The sequence below is a fragment of the Streptomyces sp. NPDC050121 genome (assembly GCF_044460385.1).
Classification (GTDB): Bacteria; Actinomycetota; Actinomycetes; order Streptomycetales; family Streptomycetaceae; genus Streptomyces; species Streptomyces soliscabiei.
Genome location: NZ_JBITJV010000016.1, coordinates 84208 through 105506, shown reverse-complemented (window position 1 = coordinate 105506; position 21299 = coordinate 84208). Strand labels below are relative to the sequence as shown.

General features: G+C 68.0%; 20 protein-coding genes. 10 read left to right on the top strand and 10 right to left on the bottom strand.

Features of this window, described 5'->3' with window-relative positions; genetic code table 11:
- Positions 1-68 precede the first annotated feature (68 nt).
- Positions 69-1310, bottom strand: a complete 1242-nt coding sequence (locus ACIBTS_RS24535; RefSeq protein ID WP_399322139.1) for a hypothetical protein — start codon at positions 1308-1310, stop codon at positions 69-71.
- Between the two features lie 53 nt (positions 1311-1363).
- On the bottom strand, positions 1364-1954 hold the full coding sequence (locus tag ACIBTS_RS24530; RefSeq protein ID WP_399322137.1) for a hypothetical protein: 591 nt from the start codon (positions 1952-1954) through the stop codon (positions 1364-1366).
- A 395-nt stretch (positions 1955-2349) separates the two neighbouring features.
- Here ACIBTS_RS24530 and ACIBTS_RS24525 point away from each other — a divergent pair, with 395 nt between their 5' ends.
- From ACIBTS_RS24525 to ACIBTS_RS24500, 6 genes are all read left to right on the top strand, one after another.
- On the top strand, positions 2350-2748 hold the full coding sequence (locus tag ACIBTS_RS24525) for a DEAD/DEAH box helicase family protein (RefSeq protein ID WP_399322136.1): 399 nt from the start codon (positions 2350-2352) through the stop codon (positions 2746-2748).
- A complete protein-coding gene (locus tag ACIBTS_RS24520; protein WP_399322134.1) occupies positions 2714-4165 on the top strand; it encodes a DEAD/DEAH box helicase in 1452 nt (483 codons plus the stop codon). Before ACIBTS_RS24525 ends, ACIBTS_RS24520 begins: the two co-directional genes overlap by 35 nt.
- A complete protein-coding gene (locus tag ACIBTS_RS24515; RefSeq protein WP_399322133.1) occupies positions 4162-4803 on the top strand; it encodes a hypothetical protein in 642 nt (213 codons plus the stop codon). The genes ACIBTS_RS24520 and ACIBTS_RS24515 overlap by 4 nt, the downstream gene beginning before the upstream one ends.
- Positions 4804-5052: 249 nt before the next feature.
- Positions 5053-5340 carry a hypothetical protein gene (locus tag ACIBTS_RS24510; RefSeq protein ID WP_399322132.1) on the top strand — a complete coding sequence of 96 codons (288 nt, stop codon included), beginning with the start codon at positions 5053-5055 and terminating at the stop codon, positions 5338-5340.
- Positions 5341-5776: 436 nt separating this feature from the next.
- The gene (locus ACIBTS_RS24505; RefSeq protein WP_399322130.1) at positions 5777-6262 is read left to right on the top strand and encodes a transcriptional regulator; all 486 of its coding nucleotides are present in this window, start codon (positions 5777-5779) and stop codon (positions 6260-6262) included.
- A gap of 330 nt (positions 6263-6592) precedes the next feature.
- Positions 6593-7207 carry a transcriptional regulator gene (locus ACIBTS_RS24500; protein ID WP_399322128.1) on the top strand — a complete coding sequence of 205 codons (615 nt, stop codon included), beginning with the start codon at positions 6593-6595 and terminating at the stop codon, positions 7205-7207.
- On the opposite strand, the gene ACIBTS_RS24495 is transcribed toward ACIBTS_RS24500, so the two are convergent.
- Entirely contained in the window at positions 7171-8400 is a 1230-nt protein-coding gene (locus tag ACIBTS_RS24495) for a TniQ family protein (RefSeq protein WP_399322127.1), read from the bottom strand. The two genes, ACIBTS_RS24500 and ACIBTS_RS24495, sit on opposite strands and share 37 nt — an antisense overlap.
- A 90-nt stretch (positions 8401-8490) precedes the next feature.
- Here ACIBTS_RS24495 and ACIBTS_RS24490 point away from each other — a divergent pair, with 90 nt between their 5' ends.
- Both ACIBTS_RS24490 and ACIBTS_RS24485 read left to right on the top strand, forming a co-directional pair.
- A complete protein-coding gene (locus ACIBTS_RS24490) occupies positions 8491-10767 on the top strand; it encodes a Helicase associated domain protein (RefSeq protein ID WP_399322125.1) in 2277 nt (758 codons plus the stop codon).
- Between the two features lie 380 nt (positions 10768-11147).
- On the top strand, positions 11148-12068 hold the full coding sequence (locus ACIBTS_RS24485) for a hypothetical protein (RefSeq protein WP_399322123.1): 921 nt from the start codon (positions 11148-11150) through the stop codon (positions 12066-12068).
- Between the two features lie 183 nt (positions 12069-12251).
- Here ACIBTS_RS24485 and ACIBTS_RS24480 read toward each other — a convergent pair whose 3' ends face one another.
- From ACIBTS_RS24480 to ACIBTS_RS24460, 5 genes are all read right to left on the bottom strand, one after another.
- Complete coding sequence (locus ACIBTS_RS24480) at positions 12252-12773, bottom strand: hypothetical protein (protein ID WP_399322122.1); 522 nt, start codon at positions 12771-12773, stop codon at positions 12252-12254.
- Positions 12770-12925, bottom strand: coding sequence for a hypothetical protein (locus ACIBTS_RS24475; protein WP_399322120.1), 156 nt, complete (start codon positions 12923-12925; stop codon positions 12770-12772). Before ACIBTS_RS24475 ends, ACIBTS_RS24480 begins: the two co-directional genes overlap by 4 nt.
- Before the next feature lie 83 nt (positions 12926-13008).
- A complete protein-coding gene (locus ACIBTS_RS24470; RefSeq protein ID WP_399322119.1) occupies positions 13009-14064 on the bottom strand; it encodes an AAA family ATPase in 1056 nt (351 codons plus the stop codon).
- Entirely contained in the window at positions 14064-16445 is a 2382-nt protein-coding gene (locus tag ACIBTS_RS24465; RefSeq protein WP_399322117.1) for a hypothetical protein, read from the bottom strand. Before ACIBTS_RS24465 ends, ACIBTS_RS24470 begins: the two co-directional genes overlap by 1 nt.
- A complete protein-coding gene (locus ACIBTS_RS24460; RefSeq protein ID WP_399322115.1) occupies positions 16442-17206 on the bottom strand; it encodes a TnsA-like heteromeric transposase endonuclease subunit in 765 nt (254 codons plus the stop codon). Before ACIBTS_RS24460 ends, ACIBTS_RS24465 begins: the two co-directional genes overlap by 4 nt.
- Before the next feature lie 351 nt (positions 17207-17557).
- On the opposite strand from ACIBTS_RS24460, the gene tap reads away from it, so the two are divergent.
- Entirely contained in the window at positions 17558-19600 is a 2043-nt protein-coding gene (tap, locus tag ACIBTS_RS24455) for a telomere-associated protein Tap (RefSeq protein ID WP_399322113.1), read from the top strand.
- Positions 19601-19701: 101 nt separating this feature from the next.
- Here the strand turns inward: tap and ACIBTS_RS24450 are convergent, their stop codons facing one another.
- Positions 19702-20472, bottom strand: coding sequence for a transposase (locus ACIBTS_RS24450; RefSeq protein ID WP_311718157.1), 771 nt, complete (start codon positions 20470-20472; stop codon positions 19702-19704).
- Between the two features lie 72 nt (positions 20473-20544).
- On the opposite strand from ACIBTS_RS24450, the gene ACIBTS_RS24445 reads away from it, so the two are divergent.
- Positions 20545-20928, top strand: coding sequence for a hypothetical protein (locus ACIBTS_RS24445; RefSeq protein ID WP_399322112.1), 384 nt, complete (start codon positions 20545-20547; stop codon positions 20926-20928).
- A gap of 160 nt (positions 20929-21088) precedes the next feature.
- Here ACIBTS_RS24445 and ACIBTS_RS24440 read toward each other — a convergent pair whose 3' ends face one another.
- Positions 21089-21286, bottom strand: coding sequence for a hypothetical protein (locus ACIBTS_RS24440; protein ID WP_399322110.1), 198 nt, complete (start codon positions 21284-21286; stop codon positions 21089-21091).
- Positions 21287-21299: the final 13 nt, after the last annotated feature.

Sequence of the window (21299 nt, the reverse complement as noted above, 5' to 3'; positions counted from 1 at the left end):
GGCGCAACGCCACACGCCTCCGCGCGTCGGAAGCCGCGCAGGCTGCATGCACAGCGCCGCCGCGGCAGTTAATTCACGGATGCCTCCAAACGCTGCTCGTCCAGGTCGAAGCCCAGACGCTCGGCCGCGCTCAGGACATCCGCCCACAGCGCCAGACTCGTCACGACCATCCACGGCTCGTCGCGCTCGGCGTCATCGAGGAGCACCGTCTCCGTGTAACCGTCACTCCACCGCTCCCCGCGGGCCCGACCGTTCTTCCAGCCGCGCTCGTCAAACCACAGCCGTTTGACGGCATCCTCCACCAGCCGCGCATGCAGCCCCACCCTGAACGACCGGGTGTAGACGACCTCCCAGCCGTTGCGCGCGTGGACCTGCAACCGTGTATTGCGCGCGGCATCTTCGCAGATGCCGACCTTCGCCATGGCCGGATCGCACGTCCGCTGCAGCAGATACACGAGCCCCGGCGCGCTGTCCTTGAATCCAGTGACCTTGCAGGTACGGGAGTTACAGGCTCCCTGCCCGCGATAGAGGTTGCCCAGGGCCGGGTTCACCGGGCCGCGGCAGTTCAGGCAAGTGCCCGGCCACGGACTGCTGGTGTTCTTGAAGGCCTGCGGATCGCTTGGACGGAACCGGTAGGCGATCGCGCGCTCCCACGCCTGCTGCGGGGTCAGCGGAGTGTTCGGAGCGCAGTGCAGGCACGCACCCTGGCCCCGCATCACGTCGTGCAGGCGGGGCCGCACCCGCTGCTGGCAGCGCAGGCAGGTGCCCGGCCACGGCTCATCCACCCGGACGTAGGCGGTGGCGGGCTCCACACGGCCCATCTCCCGCATGACGGCAACAGCCTCATCGGAGTCGATGGCTCGCCGCGCGCAGTACTTGCACGCCATGGCGCCCCGCCGGACCGCCTTGACCAGCACCTTGATCGGTCTGCCCTCGCGCGGACAGCCCTCGTTGAGGCAAATGCATTCCATCCGGCTGCTGTTGTTCGTATACGGCTCCAGCGGCTTGATGTTGGCCAGGGCGATCGTCTTCGCCAGTTCCGCCTCATCCAGCCGGAATCTCTCGGCCAGCGCACGGTCCGCGCAGTTCCTGCAGCCGCGTGGCGCGTCACCGAGCCTTCGCGCCTTGGAGGCAATGCTGTCGTACGTCGGATCGATATCCGCACCGCAGCGCTCACACGTACTCGGCCAGGGCTCCTTGGCCTTGGTGAACGCGGTTTTCGGCCTGCACCCGTTACGCAGCATCAACTGGCGTGCCTCTTCCGGGTCTACCGGCCGTCCCGACACCAACGTCACCATCTCCAAGGGCACGTGTGAACCTGACGCTGCTGAGGGGCTGTGACTGCACGCGAGAAAGGGCGGCTTCAGAGACGGGTGGATGGCAGCAGCGCGGTGGCTCCGTGCTCGGCCAGGGCCTGACGGGCGGCTGTGATCATGACGTCCAGCCGTTGCTTCAGCTCAGCCAGCTCATCAGGAGCGGCCACCTCTTCGCCAGCAGCGGCGAATTCGCCCATGATGCCACTCTCCTCAACGGAAAAGACATGGGCATACAAGGTGCCGACCAGTTCCATGACACTTTCGGCCGCGGCGACGACCGGCTCGGGACCTTCGAGTGCGATCTGGGCGCGCACATGCTCCAGCCGCCGGCTGAGCTCCTCATCCTCCAGGACGACGAGCAACGGACCGTAGCTGTCTCCGTGCCCCCTGTTCCAGGCCTCGTACAGCTTGCTGCGCAGCTGGTGCACCGCGGCGATAAAGTCGCCGTACACACGCCGCCGCGGCTCCATCACCTGCAGCAGATGAGCCGACTGCAGCTGACCCGCCAAAAGAACGTGCTGGGCTTGCGTCTGCTCACGTTGGTTCTGGCGACTCCACCAGGCGCTCAACAGCGCCGGCACTCCCGCCAACACCCCGCCGGCCACCGCGCCCACCACACCGGCCCACTGCTCATTCATACCGATCATCATCACCCACCGCCTCCGCCCACCCCTGCCCGGGCTGCCGTGCGGTTTGCCGCGGAGGCCTGGACAGGGGGACAGATGCGGGCTCCACGGCATGCCAGCCCGGGTGACGATCTGCTCGGTGTGCACGCGCAGCACCCGCTGGGCGAGGCCGGCCGTGCCGTCCGTCCTGCGCGGCCGCGTCAGCCAGTGCGAGGCGGATCCAGAGCCCCATCCCGCACCAGCACCCAGCCGAGAAGGACGCAGGCGCACAACAGGCGGTCGGAAGTCGTGGCGGCCCGATACAGAATCGCCGGTAGATCGTTCTGCCCTGTGAGCGGATACGGCACGGGCGGGGAGCGGGTGGCTGACGTCACGGTGCCGAAGGGTCGCAGAACGAGGGGACGGTCATGTCGCAGATCTGGGTCCGCAGCCCGCGAGAGTGGCAGCAGGCGGCGTACGAGGACTTCACGAGCCGTCTGCCGGAGACCTATCTGGCTGCCGTGTGTCCCGGTGGCGGCAAGACCGAGTACGCCCTCGCGGTGGCGAAGTACCTGATCCAGCAGGGCCAGATCAACTTCGTGATCGTGGTGTCGCCGACCGAGGCGCTGACCCGGCAGTGGGCCGACAAGGCAGCCCAGTTCGGAATCGCCCTCAACCCGGACATGCAGGGAAGCAAACCGCTGAGCCAGTCCCGTGAATTCATCGGCGGATCGGTGACCTTCGGACTGCTGGCCAGCAAGAAGGAGACGGCTGTCGCCTTTCAGCAAAGCCATGCAGATCCGCCGGACCCTGGTCATCCTCGATGAAGCGCACCACACCGGGGAGAACAAGGCCTGGGGGATCGCGGTGCAGACCGCGTTCGAACTGGCCCGCTACCGACTGCTGCTGACCGGCACCCCGACCCGCTCGGACATGGACCGCATCCCGTTCGCGCGCTACCACCAAGGCCCCGACGGGGTGCGCCGGATCGTGCGCGACTACGACTACGGCACCGGCCGCGGCGTGCGTGATCAGGTCATCCGCGGACTGGACTTCCGTTTCTACGACGCCAAGGTCAACGAACTCCCGTTCGGGGAGACGGTGCCGATGAGCGCCAGCATCTCCGAGGCCGTCTCCCGCAGCGACCACTCGAAGTTCATGGGCGTCGTCATGGACCCGGAAAGCGGATGGTTCTCCGATCTGCTGCCGGCCGTCCACAAGGAACTGATGGCCATCCGCCGCACGGTCCCCAACGCGGGCTGCCTGATCCTCGCCAACGACAAGGAGCACGTCCGTGCCTACGAACGCCTGATCAAGCAGACCACCGGTCATGATCCGGCCGTCGTCATCAGTGAGAACCCTGACGCGCGCAAGGTCCTCGAAGACTTCACCGACAGCGACGATCCCTACATCATTGCGATCCGGATGGTCTCCGAAGGCGTGGACATCCCCCGCCTGCGGGTTCTTGTCTGGCTGACCAGGACCCAGACGGAACTGTTCTTCGCCCAGGGCACCGCACGTGTCGTGCGGATTCCCGACCGGGCCGACTCGGGACCCGCCGTGGTCTTCATGCCCTCTCTCGACGCGCTGCGTGAACTCGCCCAGGGCATCGACAAGGACATCGTCCACGAGATCACTGAACTCGAACAGCAGGTTGCCGACTATGAAGCGGGCGGACTGAGCCTGCCCTCCCAGGCCGCCGGCGGCACCGGGCCAGACACGTCACCCGCTCACACCGTCAAGGACGCAGACGACGGGCAGGCCGCGGCAGCAACCGAGCAACTCGGCTTCTCCTCTTTCTCGGTCGAAGACGTCGAGCTGGAACGGACCTTCCTGGGTTCCGAGCTGCATACCGTGGAGGACCACCACTTTGCGCAGCGCATCATCGACGAGGACGGCATGGCCCAGACCGATGTCGCCGTCATCCGCAAGCTGATCTCGCGAAGCCGCATCCAGCCGCCCGTGCCCGCCCAGGTCCCACACGAACCCCTACAGCCGACCCCGGCCGCGGTGCAGATGCAGACGGCTGCGTTCCGGGTCCGCAAGAAGTATCAGGACGAGCTGAACTCCATCTGCAAATACATCGCACGCCGCTACTACGACGATGACTTCGCCAAGGTGCGCGCCCGCGTCAACCGAGAGACCGGTGCGAGCGCGGAGTTCGGCACCATCGCCCAGACCAAGGACGGCATTGCCTTCGCCACCGGCTGGGCCGCATCCCTGGACGCCGGAGGACCTCGATGAACCCAGCCGAGCCCGCAGCTCCCATGGACGATCTAAGAGCCCGGTCAGTCGTCATCGACGCCCTCAGCTCCAGTCTCGACCGGGGAAAGAACGGACTGGCCAGCGTTCCGGGCCTGCTCCGGCAGGTTCTGGAGGACGGCAAGTGGCGTCACTTTGTGACCCTGCGGGGAGAGGAAGTGCGCTACGACGATTTCCTGCAGTTCATCTGCACACCGCCCCTCAAAGGACTGGGGGCCACCGAGGAACTCGTCAGGCGCCTGGCCGCCGACGACACCACGACCCTCGCCCTGCTCGACGCCGAGCTGCAGCGGCGGCCGGGGCGCCCTGCGACGCCCGCCTCCGCCCGGGACGACGACCCGGAAAACGTTAACAATGTACACAGTTTGCCCCGCCCTGCGGGCAACAGCAGACAACGCGCCCTGCGCCAGCTCAAAGAACACCGACCGGACCTCCTCGACCGCGTGCAATCAGGTGACATCCCCTCCCTGCACGCCGCCATGGTGGAAGCAGGCCTTCGCGACAGAACACTGAGTGTGCCCGTGGCAGACCCAGAGAAGATTGCCCGCAGCCTCCGCAAGAACCTTGCTGCAGACGACCTTCGAACCCTCATCGCCCTGCTGTCCACCGAGCAGCGCTGACACCACCACCGCCGAAGACTTCGGGCCGGCCCCATCATGCGTCGTGGCCCCACTCAGCAACCACGACGCGGCCGTCGCGGCCGCCCTGGCAGTCGACGTGGCGAACACCGAAGCCCCGCTCAAGTTGCCCCGGCAACGCCGCCACCCTCTTTGACGACCTGCTGCGCGACGACCCCCGCGGTCTGGAGGCCTGAAGCCGTGCAGGGAGGCCCGCGTAGCCTGGACGAGGCACCGAGACCGGAGGTTGCAATGCCCGCTGAACTCCCCGGCCACGCCACGGGGCCGACCGACCGGCCCCGTACGGTTGGCTCGATCCGCCGCGAGCTGCCGCCTGAGCTACGCGACCGCTTCCAGACTGCCCTGGACGATGCGGACCCTGCGGATCTGTTCGGGCTGGTCGCGCGGTGGGCGGCGGTCGCGCAGACAGCCGCCGATGCGGGGGCGGATACGGCGGCTGGGGCCGTCCGGTCCGGGACCGCGGCCACGTACGAGATCGGCGACATTTTTCCCGCGCTGGCTGTGAGCGTGCGTCGGTAGGCTGCGGGCGGCCGCGCACCGCTTCCATCCACACCCTCGGGCCAACCACTCCTCAGGCCACCCGGCGAGACGTCATCCTCGTCCGCGTACCGAAGCACCGATTCCAGTGGGCGAGTCCCGCTTGCAGTCTCCAGAACTGCTCCTTCGGATACCTCATCTCATGCCCAACACAGGGGAGTTGGCTGTCAGGATCCCGTCTGCGCGCACTGTCTCTGTCTTCTATGGTGATCCCAAGGCAGCAGCGACACGGTCTGTGTCCGTTGCGGATTTAACGGCAGAAAGGAAACACGAGCCGGTCATGACACCTGCGAATCCTCCGATCAGTGGAACCCTCCCACCGCCTCCAGCGCGGCCGGAGGCGGGATACGGGCACTACGGTGCCGCTGGCGTATCCGGGGGAGTCGCGCTGGCCCGTCAGCTTGACGAGCGTGCGGGCATGAACGGCCTGCCGCCGGTCAGCGATCCGAGGGGCCTGGCCGTCCGTCTGCGCTACCTGGCGAGGGACGAGCAGGGACTTGCCTGGTTACGGCTGGCTCAGGTCACCGTGACCGAGCGGACCATCGCCCGGTGGAGGACGGCACGGCAACGTCCCCTGCCGGCCAATCTGAAAAAGATCGACCAGGCGTTCTGGGCCTGCCGCCGCCACAACCTTGTCGGCTACTACAAGCAGCGCCTGTGGGACGACGGCCGTGGCACCCGGATTGAGATCCATCCGGTCGATCAGCAGCATGTCGCCCCCAACCACCGCCGTGAGCTGAACATACGCACGATCAATGTCCGCACCGACTGGCGACGGGTCGTGGACGCCTGGAACTCGGGCGACCAGCAGGCCCTGGACGATGCCTGGAACTCCATCGCCGACAGCCTCGGCTCCGACCACGGCGCGTACCGTCAGGTCTCCTACATCGGCTTCGGTATCTGAGCGTGCCCCAGCTCGAACCCACCGCACGCGGCCATGGCCCCTTCACACGCGACTGCCCACACTCCACAGATGTGCCAGCGCCTCCTCGGTCTCACCCAGCCGCCAAGGCAGACAGGTGACGGCCTCCAGCGCGGCAGCAGGAGGCACCTGCGAGTGGGGACCCGACGCGCCCAGACGGCGACGACGCCCCCGGACCGGCCCCGGCCGCCGATGGATCAGCAAGCCGCCTTCACCCCAGAGGACCAGGCACTTCCCAGCTCCACCACGCCAGGCAGACCATCACTTCACTACGACAACAGCAGACAAGGCGGAAGACCGATCGTGGAACCTGTGACGCTCCCGACGAGCGGGATCCTCCCTCCGCCGCCCGCGCAGCCGGGGGAGGGGTTCGGGCGCTACGGCGCTACCGGCATATCCGGCGGGGCCGCGCTGGCGCGTCACCTCGACGAACGGGCAGCCAACGGGAGTCTGGCACCCATCAGCGATCCCAGAGGCCTGGCCGTCCGTCTGCGCTACCTGGCGAGGGACGAGCAGGGACTTGCCTGGTTACGGCTGGCCCAGGTCACCGTGACCGAGCGGACCATCGCCCGGTGGAGGACAGCACGCCAGCGCCCTCTGCCGGCCAACCTGGAAAAGATCGACCGGGCCTTCTGGGCCTGCCGCCGCCACAATCTCGTCGGCTACTACAAGCAGCGCCTGTGGAACGACGGCCGCGGCACCCGTATCGAGGTGCATCCGGTCGACCAGCAGCATGTCGCTCCCCACCGGCGTCGCGAGCTGAACATTCGCAGGATCACGGTCCGCACCGACTGGCGGCGGGTCGTGGAGGCCTGGAACTCGTGCGACCAGAAAGCCCTGGACGACGCGTGGGGCGCCATCGCGGACAGCCTCGGCTCCGACCATGGCGCCTACCACCACGTCTCCCACATCGGCTTCCGCATCTGAGCACGGAGCAGCCCCCCCGCACGCGGACGTGCGCTCCTCACGCGCGGCTGGTCACACTCCACAGATGCCCTGGCGTCTCCGGGATCTCGCCCAACCGCCAGGGCAAGCAGGTGAGAGCCTCCAGCGCGACGGCACCGGCCGCCTGCGGGTGGGGGCCCGAGATGCCAAGGCGGCGATAGCGGCCCCGCACCGGCTTCGGACCGGACAGACGTGCCCGTCCCGAGTGCAGGGCCGTCCACTGCAGCACCGGCTCCATCGGGACACTGCCGCGCAGCTCCCACGAAGCGAACAGAGCCTGCACCCCCCCGCAGCCAGTCAGTGTCCTGCGCGCGCGACCAGCTGCCCCGCAGCCGTCGGCGCTCCCGTGCAGCGAGAACACCGGCCAGCTGGACGACCTCCGGGTAGGCCACCAATGCCGCCACCCGCCGGTCGCTGCCCTCCTGGAGGCCGAGCCGCTGGTGGCGCTCCGCCCACGCGCGAGGAACCTGGGCGCCCTGATTCCACCAGAAGACGGCGATGTGGAAAGCGTCCGCGAACGCGATGCGCCCGCCGGCCCCCAGCCGCCGCTCGAGCCGCACGCGCTCCCCATGAGCTGCCAGAACCTCCGGAACAGCAGTGAGCGGGATGCAGGTCACCCCGTCCTCCCGCAGATTGTCCGTCCACCGCCGGTGCCGGGCGCACACCCTCCAGCCGGCCGCCGAGACCGCATACGCATCCCGGCGTGCCCGCTTGGCCAGCGCGCACAGATCACACACGCGTACCAAGCAGTCATCGACGGGCTCCCAGGGGTTGGGCACGTCCCAGCGGGGCGGCGCACCGTCCGGATCGGGCAGCGGATGCGCGCGCAGCGTGGGCAGCACGTGTGCCAGGACCTCGGTGGGGCAACCCGCCAAGGCGGCCAGCCTGCCGCGCGCGGCCACGTTCAGGTGCACTTCGCTGAACTCCGGCTCGGGAACGAGCGCATCACCCGCACCGAGCATCGACAGCAGTTCTCGCGGATCGAGCCCGTTGGTCTCCGCCAGCCGGTGCACGAACGAGTTCGTGGATTCCTCCGCGATGAACCGCAGCCGCCGCGGCAGCGGCTGCAACGGGCTCTCGCCGCCTGCGCCCGGCAAAGACTCCAGCGAACGCCCAGTCAATGTGCTGCCCTCTCTTTCCTCCGCCTGATTTTCTGCACGGGTCCCCAACTCCATCCATTCTGGCTGGAATTGGGGAGCGCTCCCCAATGATCCACTACGGTTGCCGTGTTCCGGATCCGCCTCTGCTAGGAGAAGCCCCCGGCCGTGTCGCTCGCACTGCGCCCGCATCAGCAAGAAGCCCTGGCAGCTATCACCGGTGCCTTCGAGCGGGGAGAACGCCGCGTGACCGCCGTGTCCGCATGCGGCACCGGCAAGACCCTCACCGCCGTGGCGACCGCCCGCCATACGGCCCCCACCGGCAGGGTCTTGGTGGCCGTGCCCACCCTGGAACTGCTGACCCAGACCATTGGGCGCTGGCGCGAAGGCGGACGTGCCGGCCTCCTGGTGGGTCTGTCCTCATTGAGCCAGACCCGCAGCGGCCTGCCCCGGCGCACGGCCCGCATGGTCAAGCGGCCCGCGGACCTGGCCGGCGTCATCGCCGAACAGGACGGCCCCACCACGGTCTTCGTGACCTACGCGTCCCTGCCGGGACTGCAGCAAGCCCACCACGGCGGCCAGTTGCCAGCCTGGGACCTCATCGTCGTGGACGAGGCCCACCGTACGTGCATGAGCACCCAGGAAGGCTGGGGAGCCATCCACGACGACCGTGCCATCCCTGCCCGGCTGCGTCTCTACATGACCGCCACGCCCCGCATCTTCACCGCCGGAGGGTGGGACGGCGCCCCCACCGCCACCATGGACCGCCGCGACATCTTCGGGCCCGTCGTCTACCGCCTCGGCATGGCCGAGGCGATCGAACGCGGGCTCCTGGCCGACTACCAGGTAGTGATGCCCGTGGTCGGTGACAAGCACCTGCATGCCATCCTTACCCGCAAGCCCCACCTTGATCCGCAGCACGGCGGCCTGCGGGCAGCCGCTCTGCAGGTGGCCGTCCTGCATGCCATTACCGACCACGACCTGCAGCGCGTTCTCGTCTTCCACAACCGCATCGAGGCAGCCGAAGCGTTCTCCAAAGACCTGCCCCACACCGCCGTCCAGCTCAAGCGGCCGGACCTACAGGCGTTTTGGGTCGACGGGACGCAACGTGCCGACGAGCGCCGCAGCCTGCTGTCCGCCTTCCAGAACGCCGACGGATGCACCGTGCTCAGCAACGTCCGGGTCCTGGCTGAAGGCATCGACATCCCCGCCATCGACTCCGTGGTCTTCGCCGCACCCCGCAACAGCGTCGTCGACGCCATCCAGGCCATCGGCCGCGCCCTGCGCCTGGTACCCGGCCGCGGCAAGAAGGCCACCCTCGTGCTGCCCGTCTACCTACCCGACGGACAGGCCACCGAACAGGCCCTGCACGACTCGCAGTTCGAAGGCATCTACACCATCCTCCAGGCCCTCAGGGCTCACGACGACCACTTCCTCGACCACCTCGCCGTCCCCCGCCGCAGTCACCGCCTGGCCGGTGGCGGTCCGCGCCGCACCATCCACTACAACCGCGCCGAACGCGCCCTGCAGGTCGCCCTCGCCCTCGGCCTTGAAATCACGTTGCCCGCCACCGGCTCCTGGCGTGACGGCCTGGCCTCAGCCACTCGCTACCACCACGAGCACCAGCACCTCGACGTCCCCCACGCCTTTCACGACGACATGGGCTTCGCCCTGGGGGAGTGGATCAGCAATCAGCGGCTGCGGCACCTGGCCGGCCGCCTGCCCAGCAAGCATGCCGACGCCCTGGATGCTCTCGGCATGCTGTGGAGCACCCCCGCCCACACCTTCAGCCGCATCCTCGACCACGCCCGCGCCTACGCCACCGCCTACGGGCACCTGGCCGCACCCACCGACGCCACACAAGGCGGCCACCCCATTGGGGCTTGGCTCGCCGAATGCCGCAGGAAGGACAACGCCGACACGCTCCCCAAGGACCAGGCCGCACAGTTCACCGCCCTCGACCCCTGGTGGAACCCAAGCTGGCCGCTCACCTGGCGACGCGCCTACGCCCACGCCAAAACACACAAGGACGCAGGCGGCAGCCCGGACCTCCCCGGCTCGTTCACCACCCCGGACGGATTCAAGCTGGGGCAGTGGCTCAGCCGCCAGCGCAACAACTTCGACACGCTCCACATCGAACAAGCCCAACTCCTGATCGACATCGGCATCACCCCGCACGTCGACAGCATCCACCCCGAAGCATTCCGCACCGAACGAGGCCGCGAGTTCCGCCGCGGCCTGGTCGCCGCCTCCTGCTACCTCGCCCGCGAAGGCCACCTCGACGTCCCCCGCCAGCACACCGAAACCGACTGGATAGGAACCTTCCGACTCGGCTCCTGGATCGACCACATCCGCCGCACCCCCAACGAACTCACCGACGAAGAGCGCGCCGCACTCGGCATCCTCCGGATGGCCTGGGACCCGCCCAAGGCCACAGAGCGTTGACGAGTTCCCTGGCTTGAAGTCCTGGGATTCTGGCCTGGGTTGTCCGGCCCTTCGAGGGCTCCCGCGGCACCGCGCTCGGGCACGTGTACTCGTCCAGACCTGACTGAACAAGCCCCGAAGATCAAGAGAGACGACAGGAAGCCCTGGGCCACGACGGGTGACACAGCCGACGCGGACGGCTCACCCGGTTCTGGCGAACTCTTCGGCGCATCCCCAGCACCTGAGATAGAACGGTGCGTACGCGTAGCAAGTGACACGGGGGCACCATGGTTCGCATAGCAGTCCGTAAGGTCCGTTACAGAAAGGGACGCTCTAACAGGGAGCTGCGCCTGGCCCTGTGGGAGGTCTGGGGCTCGAAGTGCTACTGGTGTTCCAAGCCGGTGGAGTTCGGCTTCGTCCAGATCGACCACATCATCCCCCAAGACGTCAGCGAACCCCGACTGCGTGAACTCAAGCGCGCACATGGCCTGCCACACGATTTTGATATCCACGACCCCCAGAACCTCGCGCCCATCTGCGCTCCGTGCAACGGAGCGGAGAACAAGAGCAACGACACCTACGACGCCCCCATCGTGGTCACCCGTCTGAAGACCGCAAAGAAGCACCGTGCCAAGGTCATCGCTCACGTGCAGAGACTGGGTCGGTCCGGCAAAGTAGCCGCACATCTACTCGAAGCCGTCACGGCAGATCTCGGCGACGCGGGCCTACGCCAGGAGTTCCTGGACCACGCTCCCGCCGTCGTTCAGATCCTGGCAGTGATGGATCCGCGACTCATCGACTACCAATCCTTCCGCGAAGTGGAAGTGACGCTCAACGAGGACACGGGAAGGTACCAGCGCATTGACGTAACCCTGGACCGCCGGGGGCGCTCCGCGGTAACGCTGCTGGAAGAGGTCTGCGGGACAGAACTGGCCGAGGTGCTCCAAGCCCCGGTTGTGCAGCTCATCGACGAGATCCACGACCGGGTGACCGCCGGATTCGAGGGCGCCGAATCGAGCGACCCGATCACCGCGGGGCCGCCCACCTACGACTTCATCACGCTTGACGTCGACTCCCTCGACTTCAGCCGCTTGGATGGCGAGATCGAGTTCAACTTCAACGGCACCTTCGAGGGCAGCCTCTCGGCGTCCTTGGTCCGTCGCAGTTCCGACGGAGACGGGATGGACGAACTGCAAGGCGACGCCGTGGTCAGCGGCACCTTCACTGTCTTGGCCGTCTGGGACCCCGCGGCCGAACCTGCCGATGTATCTGAAGGCGACTGCACCATTGCCGGCTGGGAGCAGGACCTCCACATCTCGTAGCACGCTGGCAACCAGAGAACAGGCTCCACCGGCACCGTGCTGTCACAGTGAGCTCTCTCAGTGTGGCCGACGATTGGGTGACGACGCCGGCATCCGCAACGGACAAGGATCCTGTGCGGACCGAGTCTGCTCGCACTCGCGAAGGTCTTCCTACTGCACCGAAGCGACCCCCGGCCGAACTGCTTACGAGTCCGTCAACGTGGCAAGAGCCGTGACCGCAGGCGGCGTTGGAAGATGCAGTGCCGCCTGCAGCCCGCGACGGATGCCCGAACGGTAGACCTCTCCTGTCGTGGTGACACCGTCGGCCAGGCGTCTGTACACCTCCTGTGGAGGCCCCTCGCGCGACTGCAGGACGGCGGCGGTGTCGTCGGCACGCCATTGCCGCAGCTGGCGGATGGACTCCCTCGAGGAGAACCAGCATCCCGAACGCACCTGCTCCACGAGCATGGCGGGCAGGGACAAGGAGAGGGTTTCGGGGTTTGTGCTGACGGGGGCGGCAGGGACGAGCCCCATGGGTATCTCCTCCCACTCCACGCCGGTCCACCAGGAGTGGTGCCAGCCTCTGGCTTGCAGTTCCTGGCGTAGCCCGAAGGCAATCAGACGGTCCCTCTTGTCCAGGAGGCTGCCGCGGCTGCGCAAGACGTCCAGCTCTTGGCGCTGTTCGGCCCGCAGGGTGTCCCGCTGCGCGGGTGTCAGCCCTTTCAACTGCAGAGCCGATGGTGTGCCTTCATCTCCTGCGTCCAGGCCTGGTGCCGTTCCAGGCCACTCGTCAGGGCCAGGCGGGTGCCCAGCGGCACTCGGACGGTCACCTTCGTCTCGCCGGCGTCCTCGTCCTCCCCGACGTCGTCATACTCCACGGCTGTTCTTCCCCCTCTGCCCGGTGAACGGTGACCAGTCCCCGCCCCGGGATCACGTGCCAGCCGGGCGGTGATGAACACGGTCAGATGGTGCGGCTGCGGCCGATGGTCAAAGACTCCAGCAGGTCCTCGGTGATGCGCTCCTTCTTGGTCCAGATCGCTTTCTGGGCGCCCTGGCTCACGAGCTGGGACAGGGCCCGCAGATAGCCCTTGCTGCGACGGTGCAGGTATTCGTGCAGGCTGGTCAGGTCGTCCGGCCGATGCTCGCGCAGGCACAGATTCTCGTCGAACTTGCGGACGATCTTCGTGAACAGCTTGTGGCCCTCCTCGTCGTAGCCGATCCGGCTGGTGCGCAGGCCCGCGTAATCGCCCCAGATCTCCTCGTTGTCAGCCAGGACGGCTTCCCGGTCACGGGTGAGGGGATCGACGATGGAACGGGCCGCGCGCCCAGCGAAGACGAAGGTGGCGCCGGTGCTTTCACTGATTTCTTCCAGGTAGGCGAACGACTCCTCGGCATCTGCGCCGGCCCGTAGCTGCTCTATGCCGTCGACGAGGACGAGCAGGGTGGAGCTGTTACGCATCACATGACAGATGGAGCGGGTGGGGTCGGTGCCGCCGTCGTGTTTGAGACCGAGGAAGGAGGCGAAGGCCGCCGGCCAGTTCCGCCGGCCGCCCCGGGCTAGGGGAGGCACCCGCAGTGCGATCACCGGGATGCGGTTCTCGTCCGGCTCGTACAGGCGGGCGATCTTGTTCTCGTAGTGACGGCCGATGTACTGCAGGATCTCGGTCTTGCCGGTGCCCCGCGGGCCCTCGATGATGACGCCGGTCTTGCCGTGCGTGCGTTCACGGTTGGACAGCAGGTGATCGTGGACGACAACGAGAGCCCGGCCGATGGCAGGGGTGACGACGGTCGGCATCAGGGCGTGATACCGCAGCCGCAAGTCGTTGTCGGCGACGATCGTGCCGGCCGGCGGACTGTCCGCCAGGTCCGGCCGGGTGCGGTCCAGCGCGGCGAAGGTGCGCCAGTTCGTCAGGGTGTTGAGCCACAGCGGCCGGGGCGTGGTGAACACCGGTGTGGGAGCGGGGGAGTCGACCAGCAGGCGGATGTCATCGTCCGTAATGTCCGGCGGCTGCATCATCACATGTCCTCCTGCGGGGGGTCGGTTTCGGAAGGCAGATCCAGCAGCATGCGCGCAGCGTCATCCAAGCCGTCCTCCAGGCCGTCCAGGCCCGCCCAGAGCGGCACCTCTTCGGTGTCCCCGCCGCCCGGGCTGGCACCACCTGCGGCGGGTGCAGGGTCGGCGCCTTCCGGGAGGGAGGGGGCATCGGGGGCGTACAGGCTTGTCTGGTCGAGCTCGAGCACGGTGAGCGGCCCGAGCGCGTCCAGGTCGAGCGCGGCCGCACCGGCGAAGGGATCGAAGTCGCTTTCCGCCTGGGGCACCCACCCCGTTTCCAGTCCGGGCAGGGGCCCGTAGCCGTCGGGCACGTTCACCGCACCGGGTTCGTCAGGGCCGCGGCCGGCCCGCTCCAGCAGCTCGGCCAGCACCTGGGCGATGTTCTCGTCGTCGGTATGGCGGCCGCCGCGCGCCACGTGCTCGGCACTGGCGCTCTCCCACAGGTGCTGCGTCCACGGCGCGCCGATCAGGTGCTGGTGCTTGAAGACCGCAGTGATCCACTTACCGCTGCGGTGATCCCGCAGCCAGACCTGCTCCGGGGTGTAGGGGTTGTAGCGCAGTTCCCACCCGTCCCGCTTCTTGCCTTTCAGCCCCGACGGCTTGTTGCGAACCTCCTCGAGATCCCCCTTGTAGTTGTCGTAGGTGCGGTTCTTGAAGCGGATTCCCTCATCACGTACACCGACCCAGGCGGTGGGCAGCAGCTGCAGATAGTCCTCGAAGCCCAGCGGGATCGGCACGTAGCCGGCCGTCTGCACGCCCGCGGCATACATCTGGTTGGGTGTCAGCGGCGGCAGGTTCGGCTCGTAGGGGCTGCGCAGCTCCTCGTGAGGCCGTGCCTGCCAGCCGACCGCGATCCATTCCTGCAGCAGATCGTCGAGTTGCTGCAGGGTCCACAGCCGGTCGGGATGGAGCTCCTTGCCGCGGCGGCTGAAGTCGCGCCCGGTGTAGGAGTTGACACGCTGGCTGAACAGCGACTTGATCGACGCGAAGGTCCGCTCGACGATCGCCTTGTCCGTCGGGGTGCGCTTGCGGGCCGGGCGCACGGAGATGCCGAGGTAGGAACAGGCGTCGAAGAAGGTCTGCCCGGTGAAGACCGTGCCGTGGTCGATCACGATGGTCTCCGGCATGATCACCGGGCGGGCCGCGGCGTGCTCCATCCGTGCATCGACCTCCAGCAGTTCCTCGTATGGCAGATCCGAACGGGCAGCGGAGGCCTTCGCATCGAAGCCGGGCCGCATCGGGGCGGGCACCATGCACAGCGCCAGCAGCAGGGAGGCGTCCACCGCCTTGGTGGCCCTGCCCTTACTGGTGCCGGTGCTCAGCAGTGCCCTCGTCTGCTGCCGGGTCTTGCGCCGGCCCGGGGTCTTGGGCCGCAGCACGGCGGCGATGATGCTGCGCGTGAAAACGTCGATGGCCGCCGTCAGTTCCACCTGCGTGGGCCGCCCGTCATCGCCCAGCACCTTCACGTCCAGCGCCGTGGAGTCGATCTGCACCAGCTCGCCCGGGGCGGTGGCGGTGGTCACTCCGAACGGCGGCGCGGGACGGTTGAACTGGTCCTTGCGGCGCCGGGTGGGATCGCGCAGCTGCAGCGCGTCGAGGCCCAGCCGCTTCAGCAGCGCATACAGGGTCGGGTCGGTCGGTACTTTCACTCCAGCACCCAGGCGTGTCCGCGCGACGCGCCGCAGGTTCGTGAACAGGGTGCGCGCGTCGGTGGCGGCCTGCTCCTTGGCCTGGCGTTCGTGCAGGGCCAGCAGCAGGTCCACGACCCGTGGATCGGTGCGCCCGTGCAGCGTGCTCTTGCGGGTGCACCGCTTGTCGACCAGCCCCCAGATGCCTTCCCGTTTGAAGGCCAAGCGCTTGCGCTGGACCGTCTGCCACGACACCGGCCAGTCCAGCACGGCACTCAGTTCGGCCGCTTTGCGCTGGTAGCGCTCCACCAGCGTGAACCGGTCCGGATCGTAGCCCTCGCGCGGTCTGCCGCCCTCGGGCGCACCGGGCAACAGGCCCGTCTCGACCTCGATGACGTGCCGCCCCCAGATCCGCGCATCCCGGGCGCAGGCGGCACTGACACCCTCCAGCATGGACCAGTTCGGGAACGGACCGGCCGCCAGCGCCAGGCCCCTCTCGTCGAGCACGGCGAAGTCCTCGGCCACGGCCAGAAACTGAATCGCCGCCGCAATCGAAGAGCCGGCGCTGCCCGGGACGGGGGCCAGATGCACCGTCGTGCCTGACAGGGCCGACACGGTGTACTGCTCGCCCATCCACCGCACCCGGTCCCCGGGCGCCACAATGCCGCGCGGCGCCAGCCCCGACACCCGCGGCCGCGCGCTGACTACCTCGCTCACGCCGCTTCCCTGTGCACCGGGCGGTGCATCGCCGACGGCATCCGGCCCGACGCACTGATCACACTGTCCGGCCCCATAGCCCGGTTCCACTCCATGGCCAGTTCCCGCCGCCACAGCAGGTGATACAGGCGCGGCAGCGTCGACAGCCGCGGCAATCCCGTCGCCCGCACCCCTTCTTCCAGCGTCCGCGGCGTACGGAACGCGGCCGTCAACGCCTGCTCGACGTCCCGGTCGCCGAAGCGCGGATGCCGGTAGCGGGAAACCCACCGCAGATTCGCCAACGCCATCGGCTCCGGAATCCGCGGCATACCCAGCTCCCACCCCGCCTCCTGGCAGGCCTGGCGCAGCACCTGCTGCTGGCGCTGCCACCGCGGGCTCGGTCCGCTCGCCGGAGGACAGGCCACGACCAGCGTCGCACCCTGAGCGGTACGGACGAAGAAGTCCGGAACCACACTGCGTTCCCGGCCCCGCGCACGCCACTTGATCCTCGCCGGCCACGCGGTGAACTCCGTGACCGACGGATCGAAGTCCAGCAGCATGGCCACCGCCAGCACGTTCATCGACCGGCAGCCCACGTGCTTGCCCGTCGTCGCCGCCCACCACCAAGTGGCGATACTGCGCTGCGACGGATGCCGAACCGGCTTCCACACCTCGCCCCGGCGGGTCAGCGGCACCACGCCCGCCCGGGTCGCAGGAACCGTGATGCTCCTGCTGTCGTCCTCGATCCGGTGGACGACCTCCAACGCGACAGCCACCGTCATCCGCTTTCTTTCCGGGCCTCGTATCTGACTGGGCCACCCCGGCCGGAATACGTAACCGCCCACAGCAGCAAGGCAGTTGACTCTACTGCAGGGCGGCCGCCGCATGATCCTTAATCCGCCATTCAGGCTGCAGGGCCGCCGGCCGCAACCGCCTCATGCAGGTTCAACGGGCATGGCGATCCGGCAGCAGGCAGAGCATCTACCACTCAATGATCCCTACAGATGGCATCTCTTGGCACTGGATGAGACCGTTTGTCCGGCATGCTCTCGGTATCGAGCCGCCCCAGCACGGCCGACCCGCTATGACGCGAATCCGACGGGCATGGCCGGGGAGCCTGACAGATTCGGCAGGTGCCCGCAGACCACGGTGACGAAGCCGAACTCTTTGCGCGTGTGGATGCCCTCCTCGCCGACCTCTCGGCTAAGCGCATACCCCTGCCCCCGCCCCTCGAACGGGCACGGCTGCGCACGGCCGCCGGACTGTCCACAGCGCAGCTAGCTGATGTCCTCGGCTGTCTCACCGAGGACATCGAAGCCTGGGAAACCGGAGCCCAGGAGCCGCTCGCCGCTCGCCGCGCCGCCTACGCCCGCCTCCTGCAGGGACTCAAGACCCTGCAGCAGCCAGAACACCAGGGCCCGCCGCCCCGGCAAGTGCCCACTCCCACCACTTCCTTGAGAGCCGGCAAGAAGGCAGAGCAGCCATCGCTCTTTCCCACCACCACGCCCGTGACATCCACACCCCGCAGCCAGGCCGCACCCGTGCAGACCGTCCAGCCCACCGGTCCGCTGGCCGTGATCGACCACGCCTCCGCCCTGACTGCCCACTTCACCAACGGCTCCCAACTACCGCTGGATGCCGACGACCTTGCTTCCCTGCTGCAGTGGACACTCCGCAGCGGTCTGCGCCGGGACAAGCTGTCCCCGCAAGGCCTCGACAGCGACTGCGACCCCCTCATCGTGCTGACACCCGCGGCCAGTGCAGCCCTCAACCTCCCCGCCGCACTCGACGACCGCGCCCGCCTGCGCCTGCCCGACTCCCACCCCGTCATCACCCACCTCCAACAGGCAGGCTTCAGCCTCACCCGCCGAGGCTTCGGCCCCTGGCCCCGCGTCTTTCGCCCCATCACGAACAACAAACGTGCTTCCGTGCAACTGGCCATCACCGCCTGGGGAGCACTGTCTCAGGACGGCTGGAACCTTCCACCACTGTCGCCGACCGACCTCGCCCGCATTCTGGGCCTTTACTCCGACCGTCTGCTGACACCCCGTGGCTCCACCGCCGTGTGCGGCGAGGAACTCATGACCGCCCTGCGGCCGCCAACCAGAGCACACCGCGACCCCGACAACGGGCGCTGGTCCTCAGCGCCCAACCCCCGCGGCCTGCACACGGCTCTGGAACCTGCCCCGCCCGAGGCCCCTGACGCCCACCCGCTCGCCCGGGGCCGCCTTCCCGAGCAAGCCATGGACGAGGAAGCCTGGGACTGGACCCGCCCGCCCAGCGACCAGGAGACGACCGAATTCCCCCACGTCGTCGGGCTCGACACCAACCTCTCCTTCGCCGCAGCCGCCTCCGGCCTGCCGGTCGGCCTGAACGCCCCGCCCCGCCACGTCCTCGCGCCCACTTTCGACAAGAAAATCCCCGGCGCGTGGTTCTGCGATCTCTCCCACGCCACCCTGGACCCCCGCCTGCCCTCACCCTTCACCGCCACGGGACAGGCCCCGACCGGACCAGCGTGGTACACCACGCCCACCCTGGACTACGCCCGGGAACTCGAGATCGAGGTCCGCCCGATGGAGGCCTACCTCCGCGACGACCACGGCCCCTACCTCACTTCCTGGTACGACCGAATCCGCGACGCCTACCTCGCCACCATGGCCGAGCTCGGCGTGCACCAGAAAATCCCCCAGGCCGACTACCTCGCCGCGATGAAGAAGCTCGCCACGGCCGACCCCGCCCTCCTCGGCCTCCTCGCGGCCATCAAAGCCACCGCCAAGGGAGGACTGGGCAAACTCCGCGAAGGGCCACGAGACATCACCGCCCCCTACACGCGCTGGTCCGCCCTGAATAAGCCCACCTGGCGCCCCGATATCCGTGCCGCCGTCGTCTCCCGCGCGCGCGTCACCCTGCACCGCAAAATGCGCAAGATGGGCGAGGAAACAGGCCGCTACCCGCTCGCAGTCCTCTCCGACTGCGCCCTCTACCCAGCTCACGAGCCCAACGCCCTCAACGTCGTCCCCACCGGACCGGACCAGCAAGGCGTGTCCGGCTTCATCCGCCTGGGCGTCAACCCTGGCTTTGCCAAGGAAGAAGGCGTCCAGACCATGGCCTGGTATCAGCATCAGCAAACCCAGGGCCTCAACCCGGCCCGCTACATCAAAAACCCCACCGCCTGACCCCGCCACGGCGATCCCCGGCAGGCCAACGACACCTCGGCCGAACTAAGCGCTGTCCCGTAAATGATCTTTGACGTGCTGGATGAGCTGCCGTTTCTCCGTCACCCGGCCAGGGTGAGGTTGTGCAGGCGGGCGATGCCGAGCATGGCGTGGTGGACGCCGTCGCCCTTGAGGCGGCAGTCGCGGAGGATCTTCCAGGTCTTCATGCGGGCGAAAGCGTGCTCGACGCGGGCGCGGACTTTGCGGTGGGAGGTGTTGTGTTCCTCTTTCCAGTCAGGGAGTTCGGCCTGGCCGGGTTCGCGGCGGTGCGGGATGACCAGGCCGGTGCCGCGGTAGCCGCCGTCCGCGATGACCGTTGTTTTGCCGACGGCGTCCTTCGCGCCGGACAGTTCCCACGCCTTGCAGTCGTTGCGGTTGCCGGGCAACGGGCGGCCGACGGCGACGACGAGCCGGGTGTCGGCGTCGATGACGACCTGGTGGTTGGTCGAGTAGCGGTAGTTCTTCGACTGCTCGGCGACCTGGTGATCGCGGGTGGGGACCAGGGTGCCGTCCACGATCAGCACGGCGTCCTTGCGGAACCGCCTGCGTTGCTGGAGGGCGAGCGCAGGTCCGAGGTGGTCGATGATGCGGTCGGCTGCCGACTTCGACACCCCGAACAGCGGGGCCAGTTGGCGCAGCGTCAGGTTGGTCCGCCAGTAGGCGGCGACCAGCAGCACACGGTCCTCCAGCGGCAGGCTCCACGGCCGGCCCTTGCGCACCGGGTCCGCACCCTCGCGCCGCAGCGCGGTGATCAGCTTCCCGAACTGTCGCGGGCTCAGCCCGGTGAACGGGGCTATCCAGGACGGCTCCGACGCCGTGATCACACCAGCCACAGCGAGATCATTTCAGTTGCCGTCACCCTTCCCTCAGGCCGATCCTGTGGGCTCGGTCAACGAGGAGGACACGTGGGGCTCGTTCTGTTCCCAGGAGACGACGACACCAGCAGCCCGGACGTGTCCTGGTCCTACACCGGCTTTGGAGTGTTCCGGCGGTGGCTGGCGCAGGCCGAGGGGTTCGAACTAAACGAGATGGACGGCTTCGGTGGACAGCGCTCCTGGAAAGACGTCTCCACCACCCTGGCACCACTCCTCAATCATCCCGACGACGACGGCCCGGACCTCACGCCGGGCCAGTGCGCGGCGATCCTGCCCCGCCTGCTGGAGATCGCCGACCAACCTCAAGAGGGAAGCATCGAACCGCTCCTCCAACGGCACCTCGACGACGCCCGCCAGTTCGTAATCGTCCTGCAGTTCTGCCTCGAGAAGGACGTCGACCTCCTCTTCGGCTGACGTCGGTCGGCCCCACCGGCTCACTGTGACCAGCAGTTACGGGACAACTCTTAGCCGCCCCCTGGAACAAGCAGTTCCCGCAACACAAAACCAAACCCGCACAGAACCCCCGTCAAGAAGAGGAACAGCGAGACGGACCACAAGAGCGCAACGGATGCCTTCAGACATCCCGTGACGGCACGCGGGATGCCAACTCTGCAGCGAAGTGCCGAGCCTGCGCACCCCAGTCGTGATCTGCCGCGCCGAAGTGGTGCAGCACATCCAGCAACTCGTGCGCCTCCGACAGCGTGAACAAGGCCAGACGCGGCTCGGTCAGCTCCGGCATGGCGCAGTCCGCGCCGAGGAGATCGTCGTCCATGCACGGCCAACGC

Excerpts from the sequence above, each read along its gene's own strand:
- ACIBTS_RS24530 (WP_399322137.1), bottom strand. The coding sequence starts at position 1,954 with ATGAATGAGCAGTGGGCCGGTGTGGTGGGCGCGGTGGCCGGCGGGGTG.
- ACIBTS_RS24515 (WP_399322133.1), top strand. The coding sequence starts at position 4,162 with ATGAACCCAGCCGAGCCCGCAGCTCCCATGGACGATCTAAGAGCCCGG.
- ACIBTS_RS24495 (WP_399322127.1), bottom strand. The coding sequence starts at position 8,400 with ATGGAGTTGGGGACCCGTGCAGAAAATCAGGCGGAGGAAAGAGAGGGC.
- ACIBTS_RS24440 (WP_399322110.1), bottom strand. The coding sequence starts at position 21,286 with ATGGACGACGATCTCCTCGGCGCGGACTGCGCCATGCCGGAGCTGACC.
- ACIBTS_RS24510 (WP_399322132.1), top strand. The coding sequence starts at position 5,053 with ATGCCCGCTGAACTCCCCGGCCACGCCACGGGGCCGACCGACCGGCCC.
- ACIBTS_RS24520 (WP_399322134.1), top strand. The coding sequence starts at position 2,714 with ATGCAGATCCGCCGGACCCTGGTCATCCTCGATGAAGCGCACCACACC.
- ACIBTS_RS24505 (WP_399322130.1), top strand. The coding sequence starts at position 5,777 with ATGAACGGCCTGCCGCCGGTCAGCGATCCGAGGGGCCTGGCCGTCCGT.
- ACIBTS_RS24460 (WP_399322115.1), bottom strand. The coding sequence starts at position 17,206 with ATGACGGTGGCTGTCGCGTTGGAGGTCGTCCACCGGATCGAGGACGAC.
- ACIBTS_RS24470 (WP_399322119.1), bottom strand. The coding sequence starts at position 14,064 with ATGATGCAGCCGCCGGACATTACGGACGATGACATCCGCCTGCTGGTC.
- ACIBTS_RS24525 (WP_399322136.1), top strand. The coding sequence starts at position 2,350 with ATGTCGCAGATCTGGGTCCGCAGCCCGCGAGAGTGGCAGCAGGCGGCG.